Raw genomic sequence first — 19,078 nt, forward strand, 5'->3', positions numbered from 1 at the left:
ACTCGTCCATGACGCCCGCCTCCCCGGCGCCGCCCGCGCCGCCCACCGCCACGTACCGCATCCAGCTCCACCCCGGCCACCCCTTCGCCGCCGCCGAGGCCGACGTACCGGCGCTCGCCGCGCTCGGTGTGTCGCACCTGCACCTCTCCCCGGTCCTGGAGGCGGTGCCCGGCTCCAGCCACGGGTACGACGTCACCGACCCGACCCGCGTCCGCGCGGAACTGGGCGGGGAGGCGGGGCTGCGCTCCCTCTCCCGCGCCGCCCGCGCGCACGGCATGGGGCTGGTGGTGGACATCGTCCCCAACCACATGGCCGCCGACCCGGTCCACAACCAGGCCCTGCGCACGGTGCTGCGGGACGGTCCGCACTCCCCCTACGCCGCGTGGTTCGACATCGACTGGGCGGCCGGCGGCGGGCAGCTGCTGCTGCCGGTGCTCGGCGCACGCGTCGGCGGGGACGGGGCGGCACCGCGGGTCGAGGACGGCGAGCTGCGCCTGCCCGGCGGGCTGACGCTGCCGCTGCGCGCCGGCACGGCAGGGCTGCCGCTGGCGGAGCTGCTGGACGCCCAGTGGTACCGCCCCGTCTGGTGGCGGCTGGCCCGCACCGAGCTGAACTACCGCCGCTTCTTCACCGTCAACGACCTGATCGCGGTCCGCGTCGAGGACCCGGCCGTCTTCGACGCCACCCACGCCACCGTCCTCGCCCTGCTCGACGAGGGCGTCGTGCACGGCCTGCGCGTCGACCACCCCGACGGCCTCACCGACCCGGGCGGCTACCTGGCCCGCCTGCACGAGCGCGCCGGCGGACGCTGGACGGTGGTCGAGAAGATCCTCGCCGACGGCGAACCGCTGCCGCCCTCCTGGCCGGTGGCCGGCGCCACCGGCTACGACGCGCTCCGGCACGTCGACGCGGTCCTCACCGACCCCGAGGGCGCCCGCTCCCTCCTGGAGCAGTACCGCGCGTTCGCCGACCCGGAGCCCGAGGAGGGCGGCGAGTGGCAGGCCACCGCGCGCCGCGCCGCCCGCCAGATCGCCGGGCACGACCTGGCCGCCGAGGTGGAGACCCTGACGCGCACCGCCACCCGGGTCTGCGCCGCCGACCTCCACCTGCGTGACCACGCCCCGTGGGCGCTGCGCGCCGCCGTCCGCGAACTCCTCGTCCGGGTCCCCGTCTACCGCCCCTACCCCGAGCAGACCCCCGCCGAGACCGCCGCCGTCCTCACCGAGCGGGCGGCCGAGGAGGCCCGCGCCGCCTTCGACGTGCCCGAGGAGGCGCACGCGGTGGACGTCGTACGCCGACTGGCCGCGGGGACCCTGACCGGCCTGAGCGACCCGGCCGGCGCCGCCGCCTTCCGCGCCCGCTTCGCGCAGGTCGCCTCGGCCCTGCACGCCAAGGCCGTCGAGGACCGGGCGTTCTACCGGTACGTCCCCCTCCTCTCCGCCTGCGAGGTCGGCGGCGACCCGGGCACCCCGGCGCTGCCCCCCGAGGCGTTCCACGCCTTCTGCGCACGGCTCCAGCGGGACTGGCCGGAGACCGGGACGGTGCTCTCCACCCACGACACCAAGCGCAGCGCCGACGCCCGCGCCCGGATCGCGGTGCTGGCGGAGTTCCCCCGGGTGTGGGGCGAGTTCCTGACCGGCGCCGTGCGCCGCGCGGGCAAGGACGCGGCGGCCGCCGTCGGGATGCCCTTCACCTGGGCGGCCTGGCAGACCGTCTGCGCCCTGCTGCCCGACGACGGCACCCCGCCGTCCGAGGGCGCCGTGCCCTATGCCGACCGGCTCGCGGGCGCCCTGCTCAAACACGCTCGCGAGGCGGCCCTGCACACCACCTGGACCGAGCAGGACCCCGCGTACGAGGAGGCCGTGGAGCGGTACGTCCGCGAGGGGCTGACCGGTGCCGCCGCCGACCAGCTCCCCGCCCTCGCCGAACGCCTCGGCCCCTACGTCCGCGCCCACGTCCTGGGCGCCGCCCTGCTCCATCTGACGATGCCGGGCGTCCCCGACGTCTACCAGGGCACCGAACGCGACCGCCGCACCCTCATGGACCCCGACAACCGCGCCCCGGTCCCGGCGCCCGGCGGCACGCTGCACGCGCTCGACGCCCAAGGCCGTGCCACGGGCCTGGACGAGGAGAAGCTGGCCCTCACCGCCACGGCCCTCCGCCTGCGCCGGCGCCGGCCCGGGCTCTTCGGCGCCGCCTCCGGCTACCACGCCCTGGCGGCCCGCGGCCCCGCCGCCGCCCACTGCCTCGCCTTCGGCCGGGGTCCCGGCGAGGCCCCGCCACTGGTGACCGCCGTGACCCGGCTGCCCGGCGCCCTGCACCAGGCGGGCGGCTGGCACGACACCGCCCTGCCCCTGCCTCCCGGCCGTTACGTGGACCTGCTGACCGACGCCCGCCCGCACCAAGGCCCCCGGTACGAAGGGGAGGCCGCGCTCGCCACTCTCTTCGCCCGGCGTCCGGTGGCCCTGCTCCACCGCCAGGAGGAGTGAGGGCACGCCGGGCCGTACACCGGAGCGCGCCGTACCGCAGTTGGCGTAGTTGCGCGCCGGACGGCGTGTTCTGCTCCCCCACGCGCCCCGGCGCGGCGGATCGTACGGTGCACGTCCGGCGGCCGCGTCCGCACAGGCCGCCGGTGGCGAACCACGGGGGGTGGGCGCGCATGTCCCAGTACGAGCAATCGGTGTCCGGCCGCACACCGGACACCCGCGACGCGCCGGCCGAGCGCTTCCCGGCCCCCTCCGAGCTGGTCCGCGCCGCCGCCGCGCTGGTCCACCGCCACCCCCGGCTCTGTACCCTGCGCCGGGTCGGCCTCTCCCGCGCGGGGCGCCCGCTGCACCTGCTCTCCGTCGGCCACGCCGACGCGGCCGTCCTGGTCGTCGCGGGAGCCCACGCCAACGAACCGGCGGGCGGACCGGCCGTACGCCGGCTGGCCGGACGCGTCGCGGCCGACCCCGCCCTGCGTACCCGCACCTCCTGGCACTTCCTGCTCTGCGCCGACCCCGACGGAGCGCGCCTGCACCAGATGCGCGCCCCCGGCTCGCTCCTGGAGTACCACCGGCGCTTCTACCGTCCGCGCGGCGCCGAACAGCCCGAATGGTCCCCGTCGTACGTGCCGCCGCACCGTCTGCCTCCCGAGACCCGGGCACTCACCGGCGTACTCGACGAACTGCGCCCCTATCTCCAGGTCTCGCTGCACGGCACCGACCTCGGCGGCAGTTGGGTGCAGGTGACCCGAGACATCCCCGGACTCGCCGAGCCCTTCGCCAAGTCCGCCGCGGAGCTGCGCATCCCCATCGAGGCGGGCCCCTCGGACGCGGTCGGCTGGCCCGTCTCGGGCCCCGGCGTCCACGTCATGCCGGAACCCGGCGCGGACACGCCGTTCCCCAGCGTGCCCGAGGACGTCCGCCACAGCACCTGGCACCACATACACCGCTACGGCGGGCGCACCGCCGTCATCGAGGTCCCCCTGTGGGCCAGCGACCGCGTCACCGACCTCGCACCCCACCCGGACCCGTCCGCCGCCCTGCGCGACAGCGCCCGACGTCTGCGCGAGCACACCCGCGCCGTCACCCGTGTCCTGGCCACCGCCCTGCCCCGTCTCCCGGGCCCACCAGGTCCCCTGACACGCTCGGCCCGCTGGATCCTCGACCTCTCCCCGGCCCTGGCCGACGACTGGGAACGTCTCCCCTCCGAGGGTGCCACCGCCGCCTACGTCTGGGGCATGGAGGCGTTCGGCCGCCGCCTCCCCCTCCGCGCCGCCGGCATGCTCCTGCGCGAACTGACCCGCCACCACTCACCGTCGGCCGCCGCCCTGGGCCCTCTCATCACCCGCTGGTCCCACGACTTCACCACCCGCTTCACGCCTCGCTGGGTCCCCCTCGACTCCCAGACGGAACACCAGACGAGAACCACCCTCGCGGCCGCCACCCACACACCCCATCCCTGAGACAGGGCAGAGCACCACTGCCCCGTACGGCCCACCGCTCAGCCGGGCCGGTGTCCGAGGCCAAGCCACCTCTCAGGAGACCGCCACGCGGAACACCATCGACCCGAAACTCACATGGTCCCCGTCCCGCACCACGGCGGCCCCGGTCACCCGCTGCCCGTTCACGGAGGTCCCGTTGGTGGACCCCAGATCCCGCAACACCCACACCCCGTCCTCGAAACTCAGCTCGGCGTGACAGCGCGACACCGTGTCGTGGCTGAGCCGCAGCCCGTTCCCCTGGTCCCGCCCTATCCTCAGCGCGCCCCGCAGATCGGGCCCGGGCAGCAGCAACTTGGGCAGCCGTTCGGCCTGCCAGGCGCGCCGCATCTTCACGGTGAACCCCGAGACGGCCCGCACCGACCCGAACACCACCCGCGACAGGGCCCCCTCCTGGGGCAGATCGGCGGTCAGCTCGGACAACTGGGCCGCGCTGCGGGCGGCGAGCGCCAGCTCCATCCGCCGGATGAACGTCTCGTGCGAGAGCCGCCCCTCCGCGGCCCCGTCCCGCAGCACCTTCAGTGCCCGGTCCCGCTGCGCGTCGGTGACACGTGGCGCCGGCTGGGGATGGAACTGCGAGGTGGTCACGGGCCGATTGTCCGCCACGCCGCTCCGCGCTGTCCAGCGGCGGTCCCTGTCCCGCCCCGCCGTCAGCGGGCCCGGACGGGAAACGAATTGATCTCACCCCCTCGTCCTGACCCCGGTTGTCGGTGGCAGCGTGTTGACTGTCGACAGCGGTGTGTGAGCACCGCGCGGGGCGCACGCGTGTGCGATCCGGTGCCGCGCCTGGGCGAGAAGGTTCCCGAGCGCGGCGGCACAGGGCGACACCGACCGAGGACGGGCGAGAGACGGATGACCGAGGGGGCCGAGGTGGCACGGTTCGAGGTGTGGGCGCCGGACAAGGACGAGGTGGCGCTCGAAGTGGGCGGGGAGCGGGTCCCCATGGAGCGGGACGTCTCCCGGCCGGGCTGGTGGGTCGCGCAGGCCCCGGCGGGCGACGGCGCGCGGTACGGCTTCTCGGTCGACGGCGGCCCGGTCCTGCCCGACCCGCGCTCCCGCCGCCAGCCGGACGGCCCCGACGGCCTCAGCGCCGTCGTCGACCAGGACGCGTACGAGTGGCGGGCCCCGTGGCCGGGCCGGGGCCTGCCGGGCGCGGTCCTCTACGAGCTGCACGTCGGCACCTTCACCCGCGAGGGCACCCTGGACGCGGCGGCCGGCCGTCTCGACGCCCTCGCCGCGCTGGGCGTCACCCACGTCGAGCTGATGCCGCTCGCCCCCTTCCCGGGCGTGCACGGCTGGGGGTACGAGGGCGTGTCGCTCTGGGCGGTCCACGAGCCGTACGGCGGCCCGGCGGCCCTGAAGCGTTTCGTCGACGCCGCCCACGAGCGGGGCCTCGGCGTCGTCCTGGACGTGGTCCACAACCACCTGGGCCCGTCCGGAAATCATCTCCCCGCCTTCGGCCCGTACTTCACCGACACCCACCACACGCCGTGGGGCTCCGCCGTCAACCTCGACGCCCCCGGCTCCGACGAGGTGCGCGCGTTCCTGGTGGAGAGCGCCCTGGCCTGGCTGCGCGACTACCACCTGGACGGCTTGCGCCTGGACGCCGTGCACGCCCTCTGCGACACCCGGGCGGTGCACTTCCTGGAGGAGCTGTCCGACGCGGTCCGCGATCTCTCCCGCGACCTGGGCCGCCCGCTGTTCCTCATCGCCGAGTCCGACCTCAACGACCCGCGCCTGATCACCCCCAGGGACCAGGGCGGCCTCGGTCTCCAGGCCCAGTGGAACGACGACTTCCACCACGCCCTGCACACCAGCCTCACCGGCGAGTCCACGGGCTACTACGCGGACTTCGCCGAACAACCGCTGCGTGCCCTCGCCAAGACCCTCACCGGCGGCTTCTTCCACGACGGCACGTACTCCTCGTTCCGCGGCCGCGCCCACGGGCGCCCCCTGGACCGCACCCGGGTCTCCGCCCACCGCCTCCTCGGCTACGCCCAGACCCACGACCAGGTCGGTAACCGCGCCCAGGGCGACCGCCTCGCGGACTGCCTTCCGCCGGGCCTGCTGGCCTGCGCCGCCGCGCTGGTTCTCACCGGCCCGTTCACGCCGATGCTCTTCATGGGCGAGGAGTGGGGGGCGCGCACCCCCTGGCAGTTCTTCACCGACCACACCGACCCGGAGCTGGCCGAGGCGGTCCGTCAGGGGCGCCGCCGCGAGTTCGCGGCGCACGGCTGGGCGGAGGGGGACGTCCCCGACCCGCAGGACCCGGCCACCCGCGACCGCTCCTGCCTCGACTGGTCGGAGCGGGAGCGCGGACCGCACCGGCACCTCCTCAAGTGGCACCGCACCCTGATCGCGCTGCGCCGCGCCCGCCCCGACCTCCTCGACGCCGACCTCGCCGCGGTCCGCGTCGCCTTCGACGAGCAGGCCCGCTGGTTCGCCTTCCGCCGCGGGGACATCCGGGTGGCCCTCAACCTCGCCACCGGACCAGCGGCGATCCCGCTCGGCACCGGCTCGCTCCGCACCCTCGCCGCCTGGGACGACTCGGCCTCCCTGGACTCGGACGGCGTCCTCCACCTCGGCCCGCGCTCGGCGGTCGTCCTGGGCGAGCGGTGAGGGCGCCACCGCGCCTGCGGGCGGGCGCCCCCGTGGCCCGGCACCGCCCGGCCCCCGCTCTCCTCGTCTCCGGCCACGCCGGCATGGCGGCGGCGGGCGCGCCCCGGTACCGGCCGGCGGGACGCCCCGGGCGAGGCGCGGGAGACCCGGGAGGAGACGGGGCTGACGGCCACCGTGGTCCGGCGCCCGGCGGTGGAGGACAGGCCGCACCCTGACACGGGCCGTCCTCGCCGGACCGCCTTCTTCCTCCTGCGCGCCCCGGACGACGCGCCGGACGTTTGGCTCCACCAGGTCCGGGGCGAGGACGGCGACGCGGGGCTCACCTTCGCCTGCCGCTTCCTCCGCCTGCCTCTCGCCACGCCACTGGCGGACGGGCAGGACGTCTGGCCGGCCCCTGCCGGCCCTTCCTGGTCCGCTCCCAGCCAGCCGTCCGGCCCCGCCGCACCGGACGGCCCGTAACCGTTCGGCCGAACTCCGCCCGAGGGGCGGTCTGTTCTGCTGGGATGGCACCGGCGGCCCGCCGGGGAACCCGCCGGTGCCCGGGCCCGACCGGCGCGAAAGGATGCGGACGTATGAGCCTCGCCCAGCTGCACCTCACCTCGCCCGGTCCCGGCTTGGCCGCCGTCTCCCCGGGCGTTCCGCCCGGCATCCGTGAAGCGGCGGAACAGCTCTTCGCCCATGTACCGCCCCGAGGCGCACCGCCGCACCCCACCCCGGCCGAGGCGGACCGGCTACCCACGACGTTCTCGCTCACCGCGATGCGGGACGGCAGCCTCCTGCTCGGCCAGACGACGTCCGTGGCCGCCACCGGACCGGCCGGCCTCACCACCCACACCCACGCGGTCCACCTGCCGCCCGGCACGGGGCTGCCGGACGACGTGCTGCCCATCTTCTGCTGGGGTGCACCGCAGTGGGCCCGCACCGCTCCGGACGGCGGGGTCCCGAAGCCCGTGGCGGCGTTCACTCCGGCCCGGGAACTGAGCCGCACCTGTCTGACGGAGTTCGCCGCCACCCGCGTCCCGTGGCTCGCCGCCTTCTTCGCCGAGCTACGCGCTCTGGTCGCCGACCCGTCGGGACCGCCGCTCGTCGTGGTGGAGCGCGACCCGGTGGCCGTCGCCCGCTGGATCGCCCTGGCGGCGACCGTCCTCCCGCCGGCCGAGGTCCACCGGCTCACCTTCACCACGTACACCCGAGTCCCGGGCCACGGGCACCGGATATCCGGCATGCGTCCCGAGGGCTACGCCGCCCTCGACGACCCCGGCCGGTACCGGCTGGTCGACTGCTCGTCCGCTCCTCCGCCGCCGCGCACCGTCCCGGACGTCTGGGCACGTCTGTGCGCCCACGTCTGGCTCGCGGGCGTCCCGGGGCTGTTCAAGGAGACGGCCCACTCCCCCGAGCCGGGCCGCCTGGCCGCAGCGGCCGTACGCACCGGCGTTCAGGTCGACGCCGAGGCCCGTGCGGTCGCCGCCGCCTGGATCGCCGCCGCGGGTCCGGGTGTGGACCAGCCCGCGCTGGCCGCCTTCGTCACCGCCCTCAGCGCCGCCGCGGACCAGAGCGACCCTGTCGAGGCTCCCGCCCTCACCGGGCTGCGCGAGGCACTCCGCGGCCGGCTCCCCGTCGACCAGCTGGAACCCCTGACGGCGACCGCCCTGACCGCCGCCGTCCGCACCGACATGCCCCGCCTCCCCTTGCTGTACGCGGGAGATCTCGGCCCGGCCATGCGCGACCGGCTGGCCTCCCGGCTCCGCTCCGACATCCGGCGTGGCCTCACCGACCCGGACCGGCCTCCCCTCGGCCGCCCACTGTCCCTGCTCAGGCTCGCCGAGACGCTGGGCGTCGATCACGCCGACCTGCTTCCGCGACTCGCGGCACGGGCCGCTCAGGCCGTCACCGCCGATCCGCAGGCGGCAGCGGGCATCGACGAGGTGCGCGACACCCTCACCGGCAGCCCTTCCCTACGTGCCGCGGTGGTCGAACAGCTCGACGCCCTGGCGGCCGAGGACCCGGCCGCCGGCTCCCGTGTCATGGCCGCGCTGCCGCTGGAGGTGGACCGCTTCGCCGCGCCGCACCTGCTGCTCTGCTCCCTGCCGGTACCGGAGGGCGACCGGGTCGCCGCGGTCGAGAGCCTGCTCCGCGCCGCGGGCCTGTCGCCGATGACCGCCCCCGAGACGCTGGGCACCGCCGCACGCCGTGTCTGGGCGGAAGCGCCACCGACCGGCGACGAGGCTCGGCGTCTGCTGGCCGCCACCGGCTCCGACACCCACCGGACCGCCGGTACCCTGCCGTTCCTGCTCCAGGCCGCTGTCGAGGGCCACGCCGACGACGCGGAGGCCGGCCGCTTGGCGACCGACCTCCTGAACTCCTTCTCACCGGACCTGGTGCCCCGCGACCGCGCCGCCCTGGAGTTGCTCCTCTACACCGACCGCCTCGGCACCCCGGCCGAAGGCACCGAGTGGGTACGCCATCTCACCGCTCACGCGTCGGCCGCCGCACCCCTCCCGGCGGCCCTGCGTATCCGCGCGGAACGCGCCCTCGCCCAGCGCCTGCTGGCGGGAAACACCGACGACATCGCGGAGTTGAGTGACCTCGCCCGCTCCGGGGACCGCTCCCTCCTCTCCACGTACGCGGCAGTGGCAGCCGAGGGCCCGGCCCTTCAACGGCTGCGCACCGACCCGGCGTACGCGGCGGCGTGCTTCCGTGACTGGTCCTCCCATCAAGGCGCCACCCCTGAGTGGGAGGAGACCAGGCTCTCGCTCCTCACGACGGTGCTGCGCCCCGTCGTCCGCGCCCTGCCGGCACAGCAGGTACAGCGCATCGAGCAGTTGTTGGCCGCTCATCGCAGCACCCTCGCGGAGGAATTCCGCGAAACCAACCGTGGTCGCCTGACCCGCCTCACCCGAGGCCTCACCCAGCGAGGCCGGCGCAGGGGCACCCAGCAGTGACCTCACGGAAGCGACCTCACGGCTGTTCGGCGGGGACGAGCTTCTCCGACCTCGTTCCTGCCGCCGCCTGCCCTGCGGGCCCATAGGGTCCTGAACGCAGAAATGCCTCGGGCCCGGAAAACCTTTGATCAGGTTTTCCGGGCCCGAGGCCACAAAGAGTTCGGCGGCGACCTACTCTCCCACAGGGTCCCCCCTGCAGTACCATCGGCGCTGTAAGGCTTAGCTTCCGGGTTCGGAATGTAACCGGGCGTTTCCCTCACGCTATGACCACCGAAACACTACGAAACACACCAGCAACCACAACCCACCAGAAGATGAGTGTGCGGTTGGTGTTCGTGGTTTCAGAACCAACACAGTGGACGCGAGCAACTGAGGACAAGCCCTCGGCCTATTAGTACCGGTCAACTCCACCCCTTACAGGGCTTCCATATCCGGCCTATCAACCCAGTCGTCTACTGGGAGCCTTACCCTCTCAAGGAGGTGGGAATACTCATCTCGAAGCAGGCTTCCCGCTTAGATGCTTTCAGCGGTTATCCCTCCCGAACGTAGCCAACCAGCCATGCCCTTGGCAGAACAACTGGCACACCAGAGGTTCGTCCGTCCCGGTCCTCTCGTACTAGGGACAGCCCTTCTCAATATTCCTACGCGCACAGCGGATAGGGACCGAACTGTCTCACGACGTTCTAAACCCAGCTCGCGTACCGCTTTAATGGGCGAACAGCCCAACCCTTGGGACCGACTCCAGCCCCAGGATGCGACGAGCCGACATCGAGGTGCCAAACCATCCCGTCGATATGGACTCTTGGGGAAGATCAGCCTGTTATCCCCGGGGTACCTTTTATCCGTTGAGCGACGGCGCTTCCACAAGCCACCGCCGGATCACTAGTCCCGACTTTCGTCCCTGCTCGACCCGTCGGTCTCACAGTCAAGCTCCCTTGTGCACTTACACTCAACACCTGATTACCAACCAGGCTGAGGGAACCTTTGGGCGCCTCCGTTACACTTTAGGAGGCAACCGCCCCAGTTAAACTACCCATCAGACACTGTCCCTGATCCGGATCACGGACCCAGGTTAGACATCCAGCACGACCAGAGTGGTATTTCAACGACGACTCCACACACACTGGCGTGCATGCTTCACAGTCTCCCACCTATCCTACACAAGCCGAACCGAACACCAATATCAAACTGTAGTAAAGGTCCCGGGGTCTTTCCGTCCTGCTGCGCGAAACGAGCATCTTTACTCGTAATGCAATTTCACCGGGCCTATGGTTGAGACAGTCGAGAAGTCGTTACGCCATTCGTGCAGGTCGGAACTTACCCGACAAGGAATTTCGCTACCTTAGGATGGTTATAGTTACCACCGCCGTTTACTGGCGCTTAAGTTCTCAGCTTCGCCACACCGAAATGTGACTAACCGGTCCCCTTAACGTTCCAGCACCGGGCAGGCGTCAGTCCGTATACATCGCCTTACGGCTTCGCACGGACCTGTGTTTTTAGTAAACAGTCGCTTCTCGCTGGTCTCTGCGGCCACACCCAGCTCAGAGTGCAAGACTCATCACCAGACATGGCCCCCCTTCTCCCGAAGTTACGGGGGCATTTTGCCGAGTTCCTTAACCATAGTTCACCCGAACGCCTCGGTATTCTCTACCTGACCACCTGAGTCGGTTTAGGGTACGGGCCGCCATGAAACTCGCTAGAGGCTTTTCTCGACAGCATAGGATCATCCACTTCACCACAATCGGCTCGGCATCAGGTCTCAGACTATTGCCAGGCGGATTTACCTACCTGACGTCCTACACCCTTACCCCGGGACAACCACCGCCCGGGATGGACTACCTTCCTGCGTCACCCCATCACTCACCTACTACCAGCTCGGGTCACCGGCTCCACCACTTTCCATTCCCCGAAGGGTCCGGAACGGCTTCACGGGCTTAGCATCACTGGATTCAATGTTTGACGCTTCACAGCGGGTACCGGAATATCAACCGGTTATCCATCGACTACGCCTGTCGGCCTCGCCTTAGGTCCCGACTTACCCTGGGCAGATCAGCTTGACCCAGGAACCCTTAGTCAATCGGCGCACACGTTTCTCACGTGTGAATCGCTACTCATGCCTGCATTCTCACTCGTGAACCGTCCACAACTCGTTTCCACGGCTGCTTCACCCGGCACACGACGCTCCCCTACCCATCACAGCCTCCGTTGGGAGTATTGCTGCAATGACACGACTTCGGCGGTACGCTTGAGCCCCGCTACATTGTCGGCGCGGAATCACTAGACCAGTGAGCTATTACGCACTCTTTCAAGGGTGGCTGCTTCTAAGCCAACCTCCTGGTTGTCTCTGCGACTCCACATCCTTTCCCACTTAGCGTACGCTTAGGGGCCTTAGTCGATGCTCTGGGCTGTTTCCCTCTCGACCATGGAGCTTATCCCCCACAGTCTCACTGCCGCGCTCTCACTTACCGGCATTCGGAGTTTGGCTAAGGTCAGTAACCCGGTAGGGCCCATCGCCTATCCAGTGCTCTACCTCCGGCAAGAAACACACGACGCTGCACCTAAATGCATTTCGGGGAGAACCAGCTATCACGGAGTTTGATTGGCCTTTCACCCCTAACCACAGGTCATCCCCCAGGTTTTCAACCCTGGTGGGTTCGGTCCTCCACGACCTCTTACAGCCGCTTCAACCTGCCCATGGCTAGATCACTCCGCTTCGGGTCTAGAGCGTGCAACTCAAACGCCCTCTTAGGACTCGCTTTCGCTACGGCTTCCCCACACGGGTTAACCTCGCTACACACCGCTAACTCGCAGGCTCATTCTTCAAAAGGCACGCAGTCACGACGCACCGAGCAAACTCGATGCGCGACGCTCCCACGGCTTGTAGGCACACGGTTTCAGGTACTATTTCACTCCGCTCCCGCGGTACTTTTCACCATTCCCTCACGGTACTATCCGCTATCGGTCACCAGGGAATATTTAGGCTTAGCGGGTGGTCCCGCCAGATTCACACGGGATTTCTCGGGCCCCGTGCTACTTGGGTGTCTCTCAAACGAGCCGCTGACGTTTCGACTACGGGGGTCTTACCCTCTACGCCGGACCTTTCGCATGTCCTTCGCCTACATCAACGGTTTATGACTCGTCCCACGGCCGGCAGACCGTGGAAGAGAGATCCCACAACCCCGCATGCGCAACCCCTGCCGGGTCTCACACACATACGGTTTAGCCTCATCCAGTTTCGCTCGCCACTACTCCCGGAATCACGGTTGTTTTCTCTTCCTGCGGGTACTGAGATGTTTCACTTCCCCGCGTTCCCTCCACACTGCCTATGAGTTCAGCAGCGGGTGACAGCCCATGACGACTGCCGGGTTTCCCCATTCGGAAACCCCCGGATCAAAGCCTGGTTGACGACTCCCCGGGGACTATCGTGGCCTCCCACGTCCTTCATCGGTTCCTGGTGCCAAGGCATCCACCGTGCGCCCTTAAAAACTTGGCCACAGATGCTCGCGTCCACTGTGCAGTTCTCAAACAACGACCAATCACCCACCACCCCGAGACCAAACATCCCGAGTTCACTGGGGCCGGCAACCGAAGAAACAGCCACAACATGGCCGCTCCCTCAGACACCCAACAGCGTGCCCGACCCAGCCGACCCATGACCCTGCGTTCCACGCCGAAGCAGTACTAGCAAAACCATCGAATCCACTGTGCCGAATAGTCAACGTTCCACCCATGAGCAACCAGCACCAGACGTTCGCTGATGAACTGGCCCCTGGACCACCAACCCGAAAGCTGGCAGCCAAGAAGTGCTCCTTAGAAAGGAGGTGATCCAGCCGCACCTTCCGGTACGGCTACCTTGTTACGACTTCGTCCCAATCGCCAGTCCCACCTTCGACAGCTCCCTCCCCACAAGGGGGTTGGGCCACCGGCTTCGGGTGTTACCGACTTTCGTGACGTGACGGGCGGTGTGTACAAGGCCCGGGAACGTATTCACCGCAGCAATGCTGATCTGCGATTACTAGCGACTCCGACTTCATGGGGTCGAGTTGCAGACCCCAATCCGAACTGAGACCGGCTTTTTGAGATTCGCTCCACCTCACGGTATCGCAGCTCATTGTACCGGCCATTGTAGCACGTGTGCAGCCCAAGACATAAGGGGCATGATGACTTGACGTCGTCCCCACCTTCCTCCGAGTTGACCCCGGCGGTCTCCCGTGAGTCCCCAGCACCACAAGGGCCTGCTGGCAACACGGGACAAGGGTTGCGCTCGTTGCGGGACTTAACCCAACATCTCACGACACGAGCTGACGACAGCCATGCACCACCTGTACACCGACCACAAGGGGGGCACCATCTCTGATGCTTTCCGGTGTATGTCAAGCCTTGGTAAGGTTCTTCGCGTTGCGTCGAATTAAGCCACATGCTCCGCCGCTTGTGCGGGCCCCCGTCAATTCCTTTGAGTTTTAGCCTTGCGGCCGTACTCCCCAGGCGGGGCACTTAATGCGTTAGCTGCGGCACGGACAACGTGGAATGTTGCCCACACCTAGTGCCCACCGTTTACGGCGTGGACTACCAGGGTATCTAATCCTGTTCGCTCCCCACGCTTTCGCTCCTCAGCGTCAGTATCGGCCCAGAGATCCGCCTTCGCCACCGGTGTTCCTCCTGATATCTGCGCATTTCACCGCTACACCAGGAATTCCGATCTCCCCTACCGAACTCTAGCCTGCCCGTATCGACTGCAGACCCGGGGTTAAGCCCCGGGCTTTCACAACCGACGTGACAAGCCGCCTACGAGCTCTTTACGCCCAATAATTCCGGACAACGCTTGCGCCCTACGTATTACCGCGGCTGCTGGCACGTAGTTAGCCGGCGCTTCTTCTGCAGGTACCGTCACTTTCGCTTCTTCCCTGCTGAAAGAGGTTTACAACCCGAAGGCCGTCATCCCTCACGCGGCGTCGCTGCATCAGGCTTTCGCCCATTGTGCAATATTCCCCACTGCTGCCTCCCGTAGGAGTCTGGGCCGTGTCTCAGTCCCAGTGTGGCCGGTCGCCCTCTCAGGCCGGCTACCCGTCGTCGCCTTGGTGAGCCACTACCTCACCAACTAGCTGATAGGCCGCGGGCTCATCCTGCACCGCCGGAGCTTTACACCATCCACCATGCGATGGACGGTCATATCCGGTATTAGACCCCGTTTCCAGGGCTTGTCCCAGAGTGCAGGGCAGATTGCCCACGTGTTACTCACCCGTTCGCCACTAATCCACCCCGAAGGGCTTCATCGTTCGACTTGCATGTGTTAAGCACGCCGCCAGCGTTCGTCCTGAGCCAGGATCAAACTCTCCGTGAATGTGTACCGGTGATCCGGTCAACAAGCACAAGAGCGGTACGACAAGGAGGAATAGTCCCTGCCGTACACAGCGTCCTCGCTGTTGTATTTCAAAGGAACCTCAACCAGCCAGAAACCTGGATGGTCGGGGTATCAACATATCTGGCGTTGACTTTTAGCACGCTGTTGAGTTCTCAAGGAACGGACGCTTCCTTCGTACTCACCCTCTCGGGCTTTCCTCCGGGCGCTTCCCTTCGGTATTTCGTGTTCCGACTCTATCAGACTCTTTCGCGTCCGATTTCCTCGGTGCCTTTCCGGTTCGAGCGCCGCGTTCCCGCTTCGCTTTTCCCTTTCGGCGGTTCCGACTCTATCAGATCCTTTCGGGCCTGATTCCCAGTCAGCGGGTTTCGCCTTCCCGGCCGTTGAGCCGTTCCGACGTCCAGAACCATAGCGGATTCTCTTGATCTCTCACAATCGCGGCCTAATGACTCGCGTTCGCACCGAGACGGTGGAGATCCTCCGGAAAAAGAATTCCGGGCCCACCCGTGACGGGCATGCCTGGGAAAGGTGTTTCAGGAGGGTTCTGCTGAGGTTTTGGAGTGAGCCGCGCTTCGCGCGGCTGAGGCGCTTCTCCAACCCTTGAGGTTGGACGGCAGCTCGTTGAACACTACGCACCCGGACGAGTCGAAGTCAAGTCGGGCCCGTGCTCCCGGGGAGGAGCACGGGCCCGTCTCACGGGAGAGGCTGGTGTCAGCTCTCGGCCGGGGCCAGTCGCATGGAGATCGAGTTGATGCAGTAGCGCTGGTCGGTGGGGGTGGCGTACCCCTCGCCGGCGAATACGTGGCCGAGGTGGGAGCCGCACTTCGCGCAACGGACCTCGGTGCGGACCATGCCGTGCGAGCGGTCCTCGATGAGCTCCACGGCGTCCGAGTCCTTCGGGTCGTAGAAGCTCGGCCAGCCGCAGTGCGACTCGAACTTGGTGCCGGAGGTGAAGAGTTCGGCTCCACAGGCCCGGCAGGCGTACACGCCCTCGGTCCTGGTGTCCGTGTACTCACCGACGAAGGCCGGCTCCGTGCCCGCCTGGCGGAGGACCTGGTACTCGGCGGGGGTGAGCTCCTCGCGCCACTGCTCGTCCGTCTTCTCGACGTCGTACGCCATGTCGGTCACTTCCTCACTTCGACAGGTGGTCGAGGATCTCGGGCCCGAGCTCCGTCACGTCGCCGGCGCCCATGGTGAGAACAAGGTCGCCGGGCCTGGCCATTCCCGCGAGGACCGAGGCGGCGGCGGAACGGTCGGCCAGGGCCGTCACCTCGGCTCCGGCGGCGCGGGCCGCGTCGATGATCAGCGTGCTGGTGACACCCGGGATCGGGTCCTCACGGGCCGGGTAGATGTCGAGGACGACCGAGGCGTCGGCGAGTCCGAGTGCCTGGCCCATCTCCTTGCCCAGTTCCTGGGTGCGGCTGAAGAGGTGCGGCTGGAAGAGCACCAGCAGACGGGCCTCGGCGGCGACGGCGCCCCGGATGGCCTCCAGGTCGGCGGTCATCTCGCTGGGGTGGTGGGCGTAGGAGTCGATCACCTGGACGCCGGCGGCCTCGCCCTTGAGCTGGAGGCGGCGCTTCACCCCGGTGTAGGCGGCGATGGCGGGAGCCATCTCCTCGGCGGGGACGCCGAGGGCGACCGCGGCGGTGAGGGCCGCGACGGCGTTGAGCGCGTAGTGGCGGCCGGGGACGGAGACGTCGAAGGTCAGCTCGGCGCCGTCGATGTGGACCGTGACCTCGCTGCGCAGGCCCTGCGGGACGATCGACGTGACGTGCACGTCCGCGTCGGCCGCCTCGCCGTAGGTGCGGACGGTGACGCCGGGAAGGCCCTTGGCGGCGAGCCGCCGGGTGAGCTCGCGGGCGCCCTCGTGGTCGGCGGAGATCACCAGGGTGCCGCCGGGCACGATCCGGGCGGCGAAGGTCTCGAAGGACTCGTGGATCTCCTCGAGCGAGGCGTAGTTGGCGTGGTGGTCCAGCTCGACGTTGAGGACGACGGCGACTTCGGGGGCGTACTTGTGGAAGCTGCGGTCGCTCTCGTCGGCCTCGGCGACGAAGATCTCGCCGGTGCCGTGCAGCGCGTTGGAGCCGGGGATGTCGAGGTCGCCGCCGATGGCGTACGAGGGGTCGCGGCCCAGTGCGGCCAGGGAGACGGCCAGCATCGAGGTGGTGGTGGTCTTGCCGTGGGTGCCGGCGACGGCGATGGGACGGGTGCCGTCCATCAGCGCGGCCAGCGCGTCCGAGCGGTGCACGACGGGGACGCCCAGCTCGGCGGCGCGGGCCAGCTCCGGGTTGTCCGGACGGATGGCGGAGGAGATGACGACGGCGGTGGTGTCGTCCGCGAGGTGGCCGGCGGCGTGGCCGAGGTGGACGGTGGCGCCGAGGGCGCGCAGCGCCTCGGCGGTCGCGGAGTCCTTGGCGTCGCTGCCGGCGACGCGGGCGCCGCGCTGGGCGAGGATCTTGGCGATCCCCGACATTCCGGCGCCGCCGATGCCGATGAAGTGCGGTCGGTCCATGGCGGGGGGAAGGCCGGATGCCATCTGTCGTTCTCCCGGGGTCGAGGGGTACGGGTCGTGCTGGGCGGGGTCAGCCTATGCCGTGGTGCGAGAGGGGGCGGGCCCGCCGGCGCCCGCCGCGGACGCCGACGGTGCCGGGCTCGCGGTGGTCAGTCGGTGCGGGAGGCCGGTCCGGTGCTGTCCTGGTCGCTGACCGTGCCGGCGGCGGTGGCTCCCGAGCCCCGGGGACCCGCGGAGTCCGAGGAGGCTCCGGTGGGTGCGTCGGCCCCGTCGGCCGGCGCGTGCGAGTAGAGCTTGAGGACGGGGACGCCGACCTTGTGGCGGGCCCGGGTCGCCCAGTCGCGGTGGAAGAACTCCTCCACGTAGTGCGGCTCGGTCAGCACGATGACCTCGTCGGCGCCGGTCTCGGCGACCAGGGCGGTGAGGGCGGCGAGGGGCTCGTCCTCGACGAGGCGGCCCTCGGCCTCGCTGCCGGCGGCGCGCAGGGCGCGCAGGGAGTGCTCCAGTGCGCGCGCCGCGGGGGTGCCGTCGACCTCGCCCTCCGGTTCCTCGGCCTCGCGGACGGCCTCACCGAGTTCGCCGAGGGCGACGTCGTCGATGGCGCGCAGCAGGCGGTCCTGGTCGCCGCGCGGCTGCATGAGCAGGACGAAGGAGACAGGCTCGTCCCCGTGGAGCGTGGTGACGAACTCCACGTCGGGTGCCGACAGCGGCTGCTCGATCATCAAAACGCTCGTGAACACGTCAGGCGCCCTTTCGGATCGCGGGCCCCGGGGAGCCCGTGCGGAAACCATTTTTCCCCGTGTTCGCACGGGACTCGCCGTCCCTGGTCCGCCTACGGGGAGCTAAGCGGAATGATTCATTCCGCCCATGTCAGTCCGACGGTAGCGGGTGAAGAGGAACCCGGCCTCCTCCAGTACCGAGGCGGGCGAGAAACGTTTCGGCAGTGCGACGGGGGGACCGGAGGCGATGCGCTGGGCGTCCCCGGCGGTCAGCATCGGGGAGACCGTGAGGCACAACTCGTCCAGCACGCCGGCGGCGATGAACTGGCCCAGCAGCCGGGGGCCACCCTCGGTGAGGAGCCTGGTCAGGCCCTGTTCGGCGAGGACGTGGACGGCGCGCTCCGGCTCGACGGCGGAGCCCGTTCCGGCGATCAGCACGCGGGCTCCGGCGGCCTGCGCGGCGCGTACCCGCTCGGCCGGTGCGGCGGCTCCGGTGAGGACCAGAGTGGGCGTGCCGGGTGCGCTGAAGAGTGGCAGATCGAAATCGAGTGCGAGGCTCGCGCTGACCACGGCGACGGCGGGGGCGGGAGTCTGCCCGGCGGCGGCGCGGCGGCGGGCGAACGCCTCGCGGGCGCGGGCGGGGCGGTACCCCTCCTGGCGTACCGTCTCGGCTCCGACGACCACGGCGTCGGCCAGGCCCCGCAGGGTGCCGAAGATCCGCATGTCGGCGCTGCCGGAGATGGGCTGGGAGCGGCCCTCGTGCTGGGCCGCGCCGTCGAGGGTGCTGACCATGTTGGCGCGCAGCCAGGGACCGGCGGTCTCCGGGTAGGCGTAGGCGTCGGCGAGTTCCGCCAGGGTCCACTCGCGGTCGGTCACGTCATCGGTCACGGGGAGCAGGCGTCGCATGACGTGCAGTTTCGCACGGCCGTGCGGAGGACGGGCGGG

The 19,078-nt window shown here is 69.7% G+C and carries 9 protein-coding genes and 3 rRNA genes; 4 read left to right on the plus strand and 8 right to left on the minus strand.

Annotation, left to right across the window (positions count from 1 at the left end; translation table 11 throughout):
- Nucleotides 1-8 precede the first annotated feature (8 nt).
- Nucleotides 9-2,489 carry a malto-oligosyltrehalose synthase gene (gene treY / locus Sdia_RS22430; protein WP_189499841.1) on the plus strand — a complete coding sequence of 827 codons (2,481 nt, stop codon included), beginning with the start codon at nt 9-11 and terminating at the stop codon, nt 2,487-2,489.
- Nucleotides 2,490-2,659: 170 nt separating this feature from the next.
- On the plus strand, nt 2,660-3,946 hold the full coding sequence (locus Sdia_RS22435) for a M14 family zinc carboxypeptidase (RefSeq protein ID WP_100453399.1): 1,287 nt from the start codon (nt 2,660-2,662) through the stop codon (nt 3,944-3,946).
- Between the two features lie 72 nt (nt 3,947-4,018).
- Here the strand turns inward: Sdia_RS22435 and Sdia_RS22440 are convergent, their stop codons facing one another.
- Entirely contained in the window at nt 4,019-4,570 is a 552-nt protein-coding gene (locus Sdia_RS22440; protein WP_100454280.1) for an FHA domain-containing protein, read from the minus strand.
- Nucleotides 4,571-4,834: 264 nt separating this feature from the next.
- Between Sdia_RS22440 and treZ the strand changes: the two genes are divergently transcribed.
- Together treZ and Sdia_RS22450 are read left to right on the plus strand one after the other, a co-directional pair.
- Nucleotides 4,835-6,601: a malto-oligosyltrehalose trehalohydrolase gene (gene treZ, locus Sdia_RS22445; protein ID WP_100453398.1), complete on the plus strand. Its 1,767-nt coding sequence runs from the start codon at nt 4,835-4,837 to the stop codon at nt 6,599-6,601.
- 572 nt (nt 6,602-7,173) lie between these two features.
- A complete protein-coding gene (locus Sdia_RS22450) occupies nt 7,174-9,543 on the plus strand; it encodes a GTPase-associated protein 1-related protein (RefSeq protein WP_189499840.1) in 2,370 nt (789 codons plus the stop codon).
- Nucleotides 9,544-9,701: 158 nt separating this feature from the next.
- On the opposite strand, the gene rrf is transcribed toward Sdia_RS22450, so the two are convergent.
- The 7 genes from rrf to Sdia_RS22485 form a co-directional block, all read right to left on the minus strand.
- Nucleotides 9,702-9,818: ribosomal RNA gene (gene rrf / locus Sdia_RS22455) — 5S ribosomal RNA — on the minus strand.
- Nucleotides 9,819-9,914: 96 nt separating this feature from the next.
- Nucleotides 9,915-13,036 (minus strand): 23S ribosomal RNA (locus Sdia_RS22460).
- Between the two features lie 321 nt (nt 13,037-13,357).
- Nucleotides 13,358-14,884 (minus strand): 16S ribosomal RNA (locus Sdia_RS22465).
- Together the 16S, 23S and 5S rRNA genes form the textbook arrangement of a ribosomal RNA operon.
- A gap of 729 nt (nt 14,885-15,613) precedes the next feature.
- The gene (msrB, locus tag Sdia_RS22470; protein ID WP_115069124.1) at nt 15,614-16,021 is read right to left on the minus strand and encodes a peptide-methionine (R)-S-oxide reductase MsrB; all 408 of its coding nucleotides are present in this window, start codon (nt 16,019-16,021) and stop codon (nt 15,614-15,616) included.
- Between the two features lie 13 nt (nt 16,022-16,034).
- Nucleotides 16,035-17,438 (minus strand): UDP-N-acetylmuramate--L-alanine ligase, encoded by a 1,404-nt coding sequence (murC, locus tag Sdia_RS22475; RefSeq protein ID WP_115069122.1) that lies wholly within the window; start codon nt 17,436-17,438, stop codon nt 16,035-16,037.
- 125 nt (nt 17,439-17,563) lie between these two features.
- Entirely contained in the window at nt 17,564-18,136 is a 573-nt protein-coding gene (locus tag Sdia_RS22480; protein WP_100457202.1) for an indole-3-glycerol phosphate synthase, read from the minus strand.
- A 120-nt stretch (nt 18,137-18,256) separates the two neighbouring features.
- Nucleotides 18,257-19,039, minus strand: coding sequence for a pyrimidine reductase family protein (locus tag Sdia_RS22485; RefSeq protein WP_100457203.1), 783 nt, complete (start codon nt 19,037-19,039; stop codon nt 18,257-18,259).
- Between the last annotated feature and the right edge of the window lie 39 nt (nt 19,040-19,078).

This window comes from Streptomyces diastaticus subsp. diastaticus (genome assembly GCF_011170125.1).
In the GTDB taxonomy this organism is placed as follows: Bacteria; Actinomycetota; Actinomycetes; order Streptomycetales; family Streptomycetaceae; genus Streptomyces; species Streptomyces diastaticus.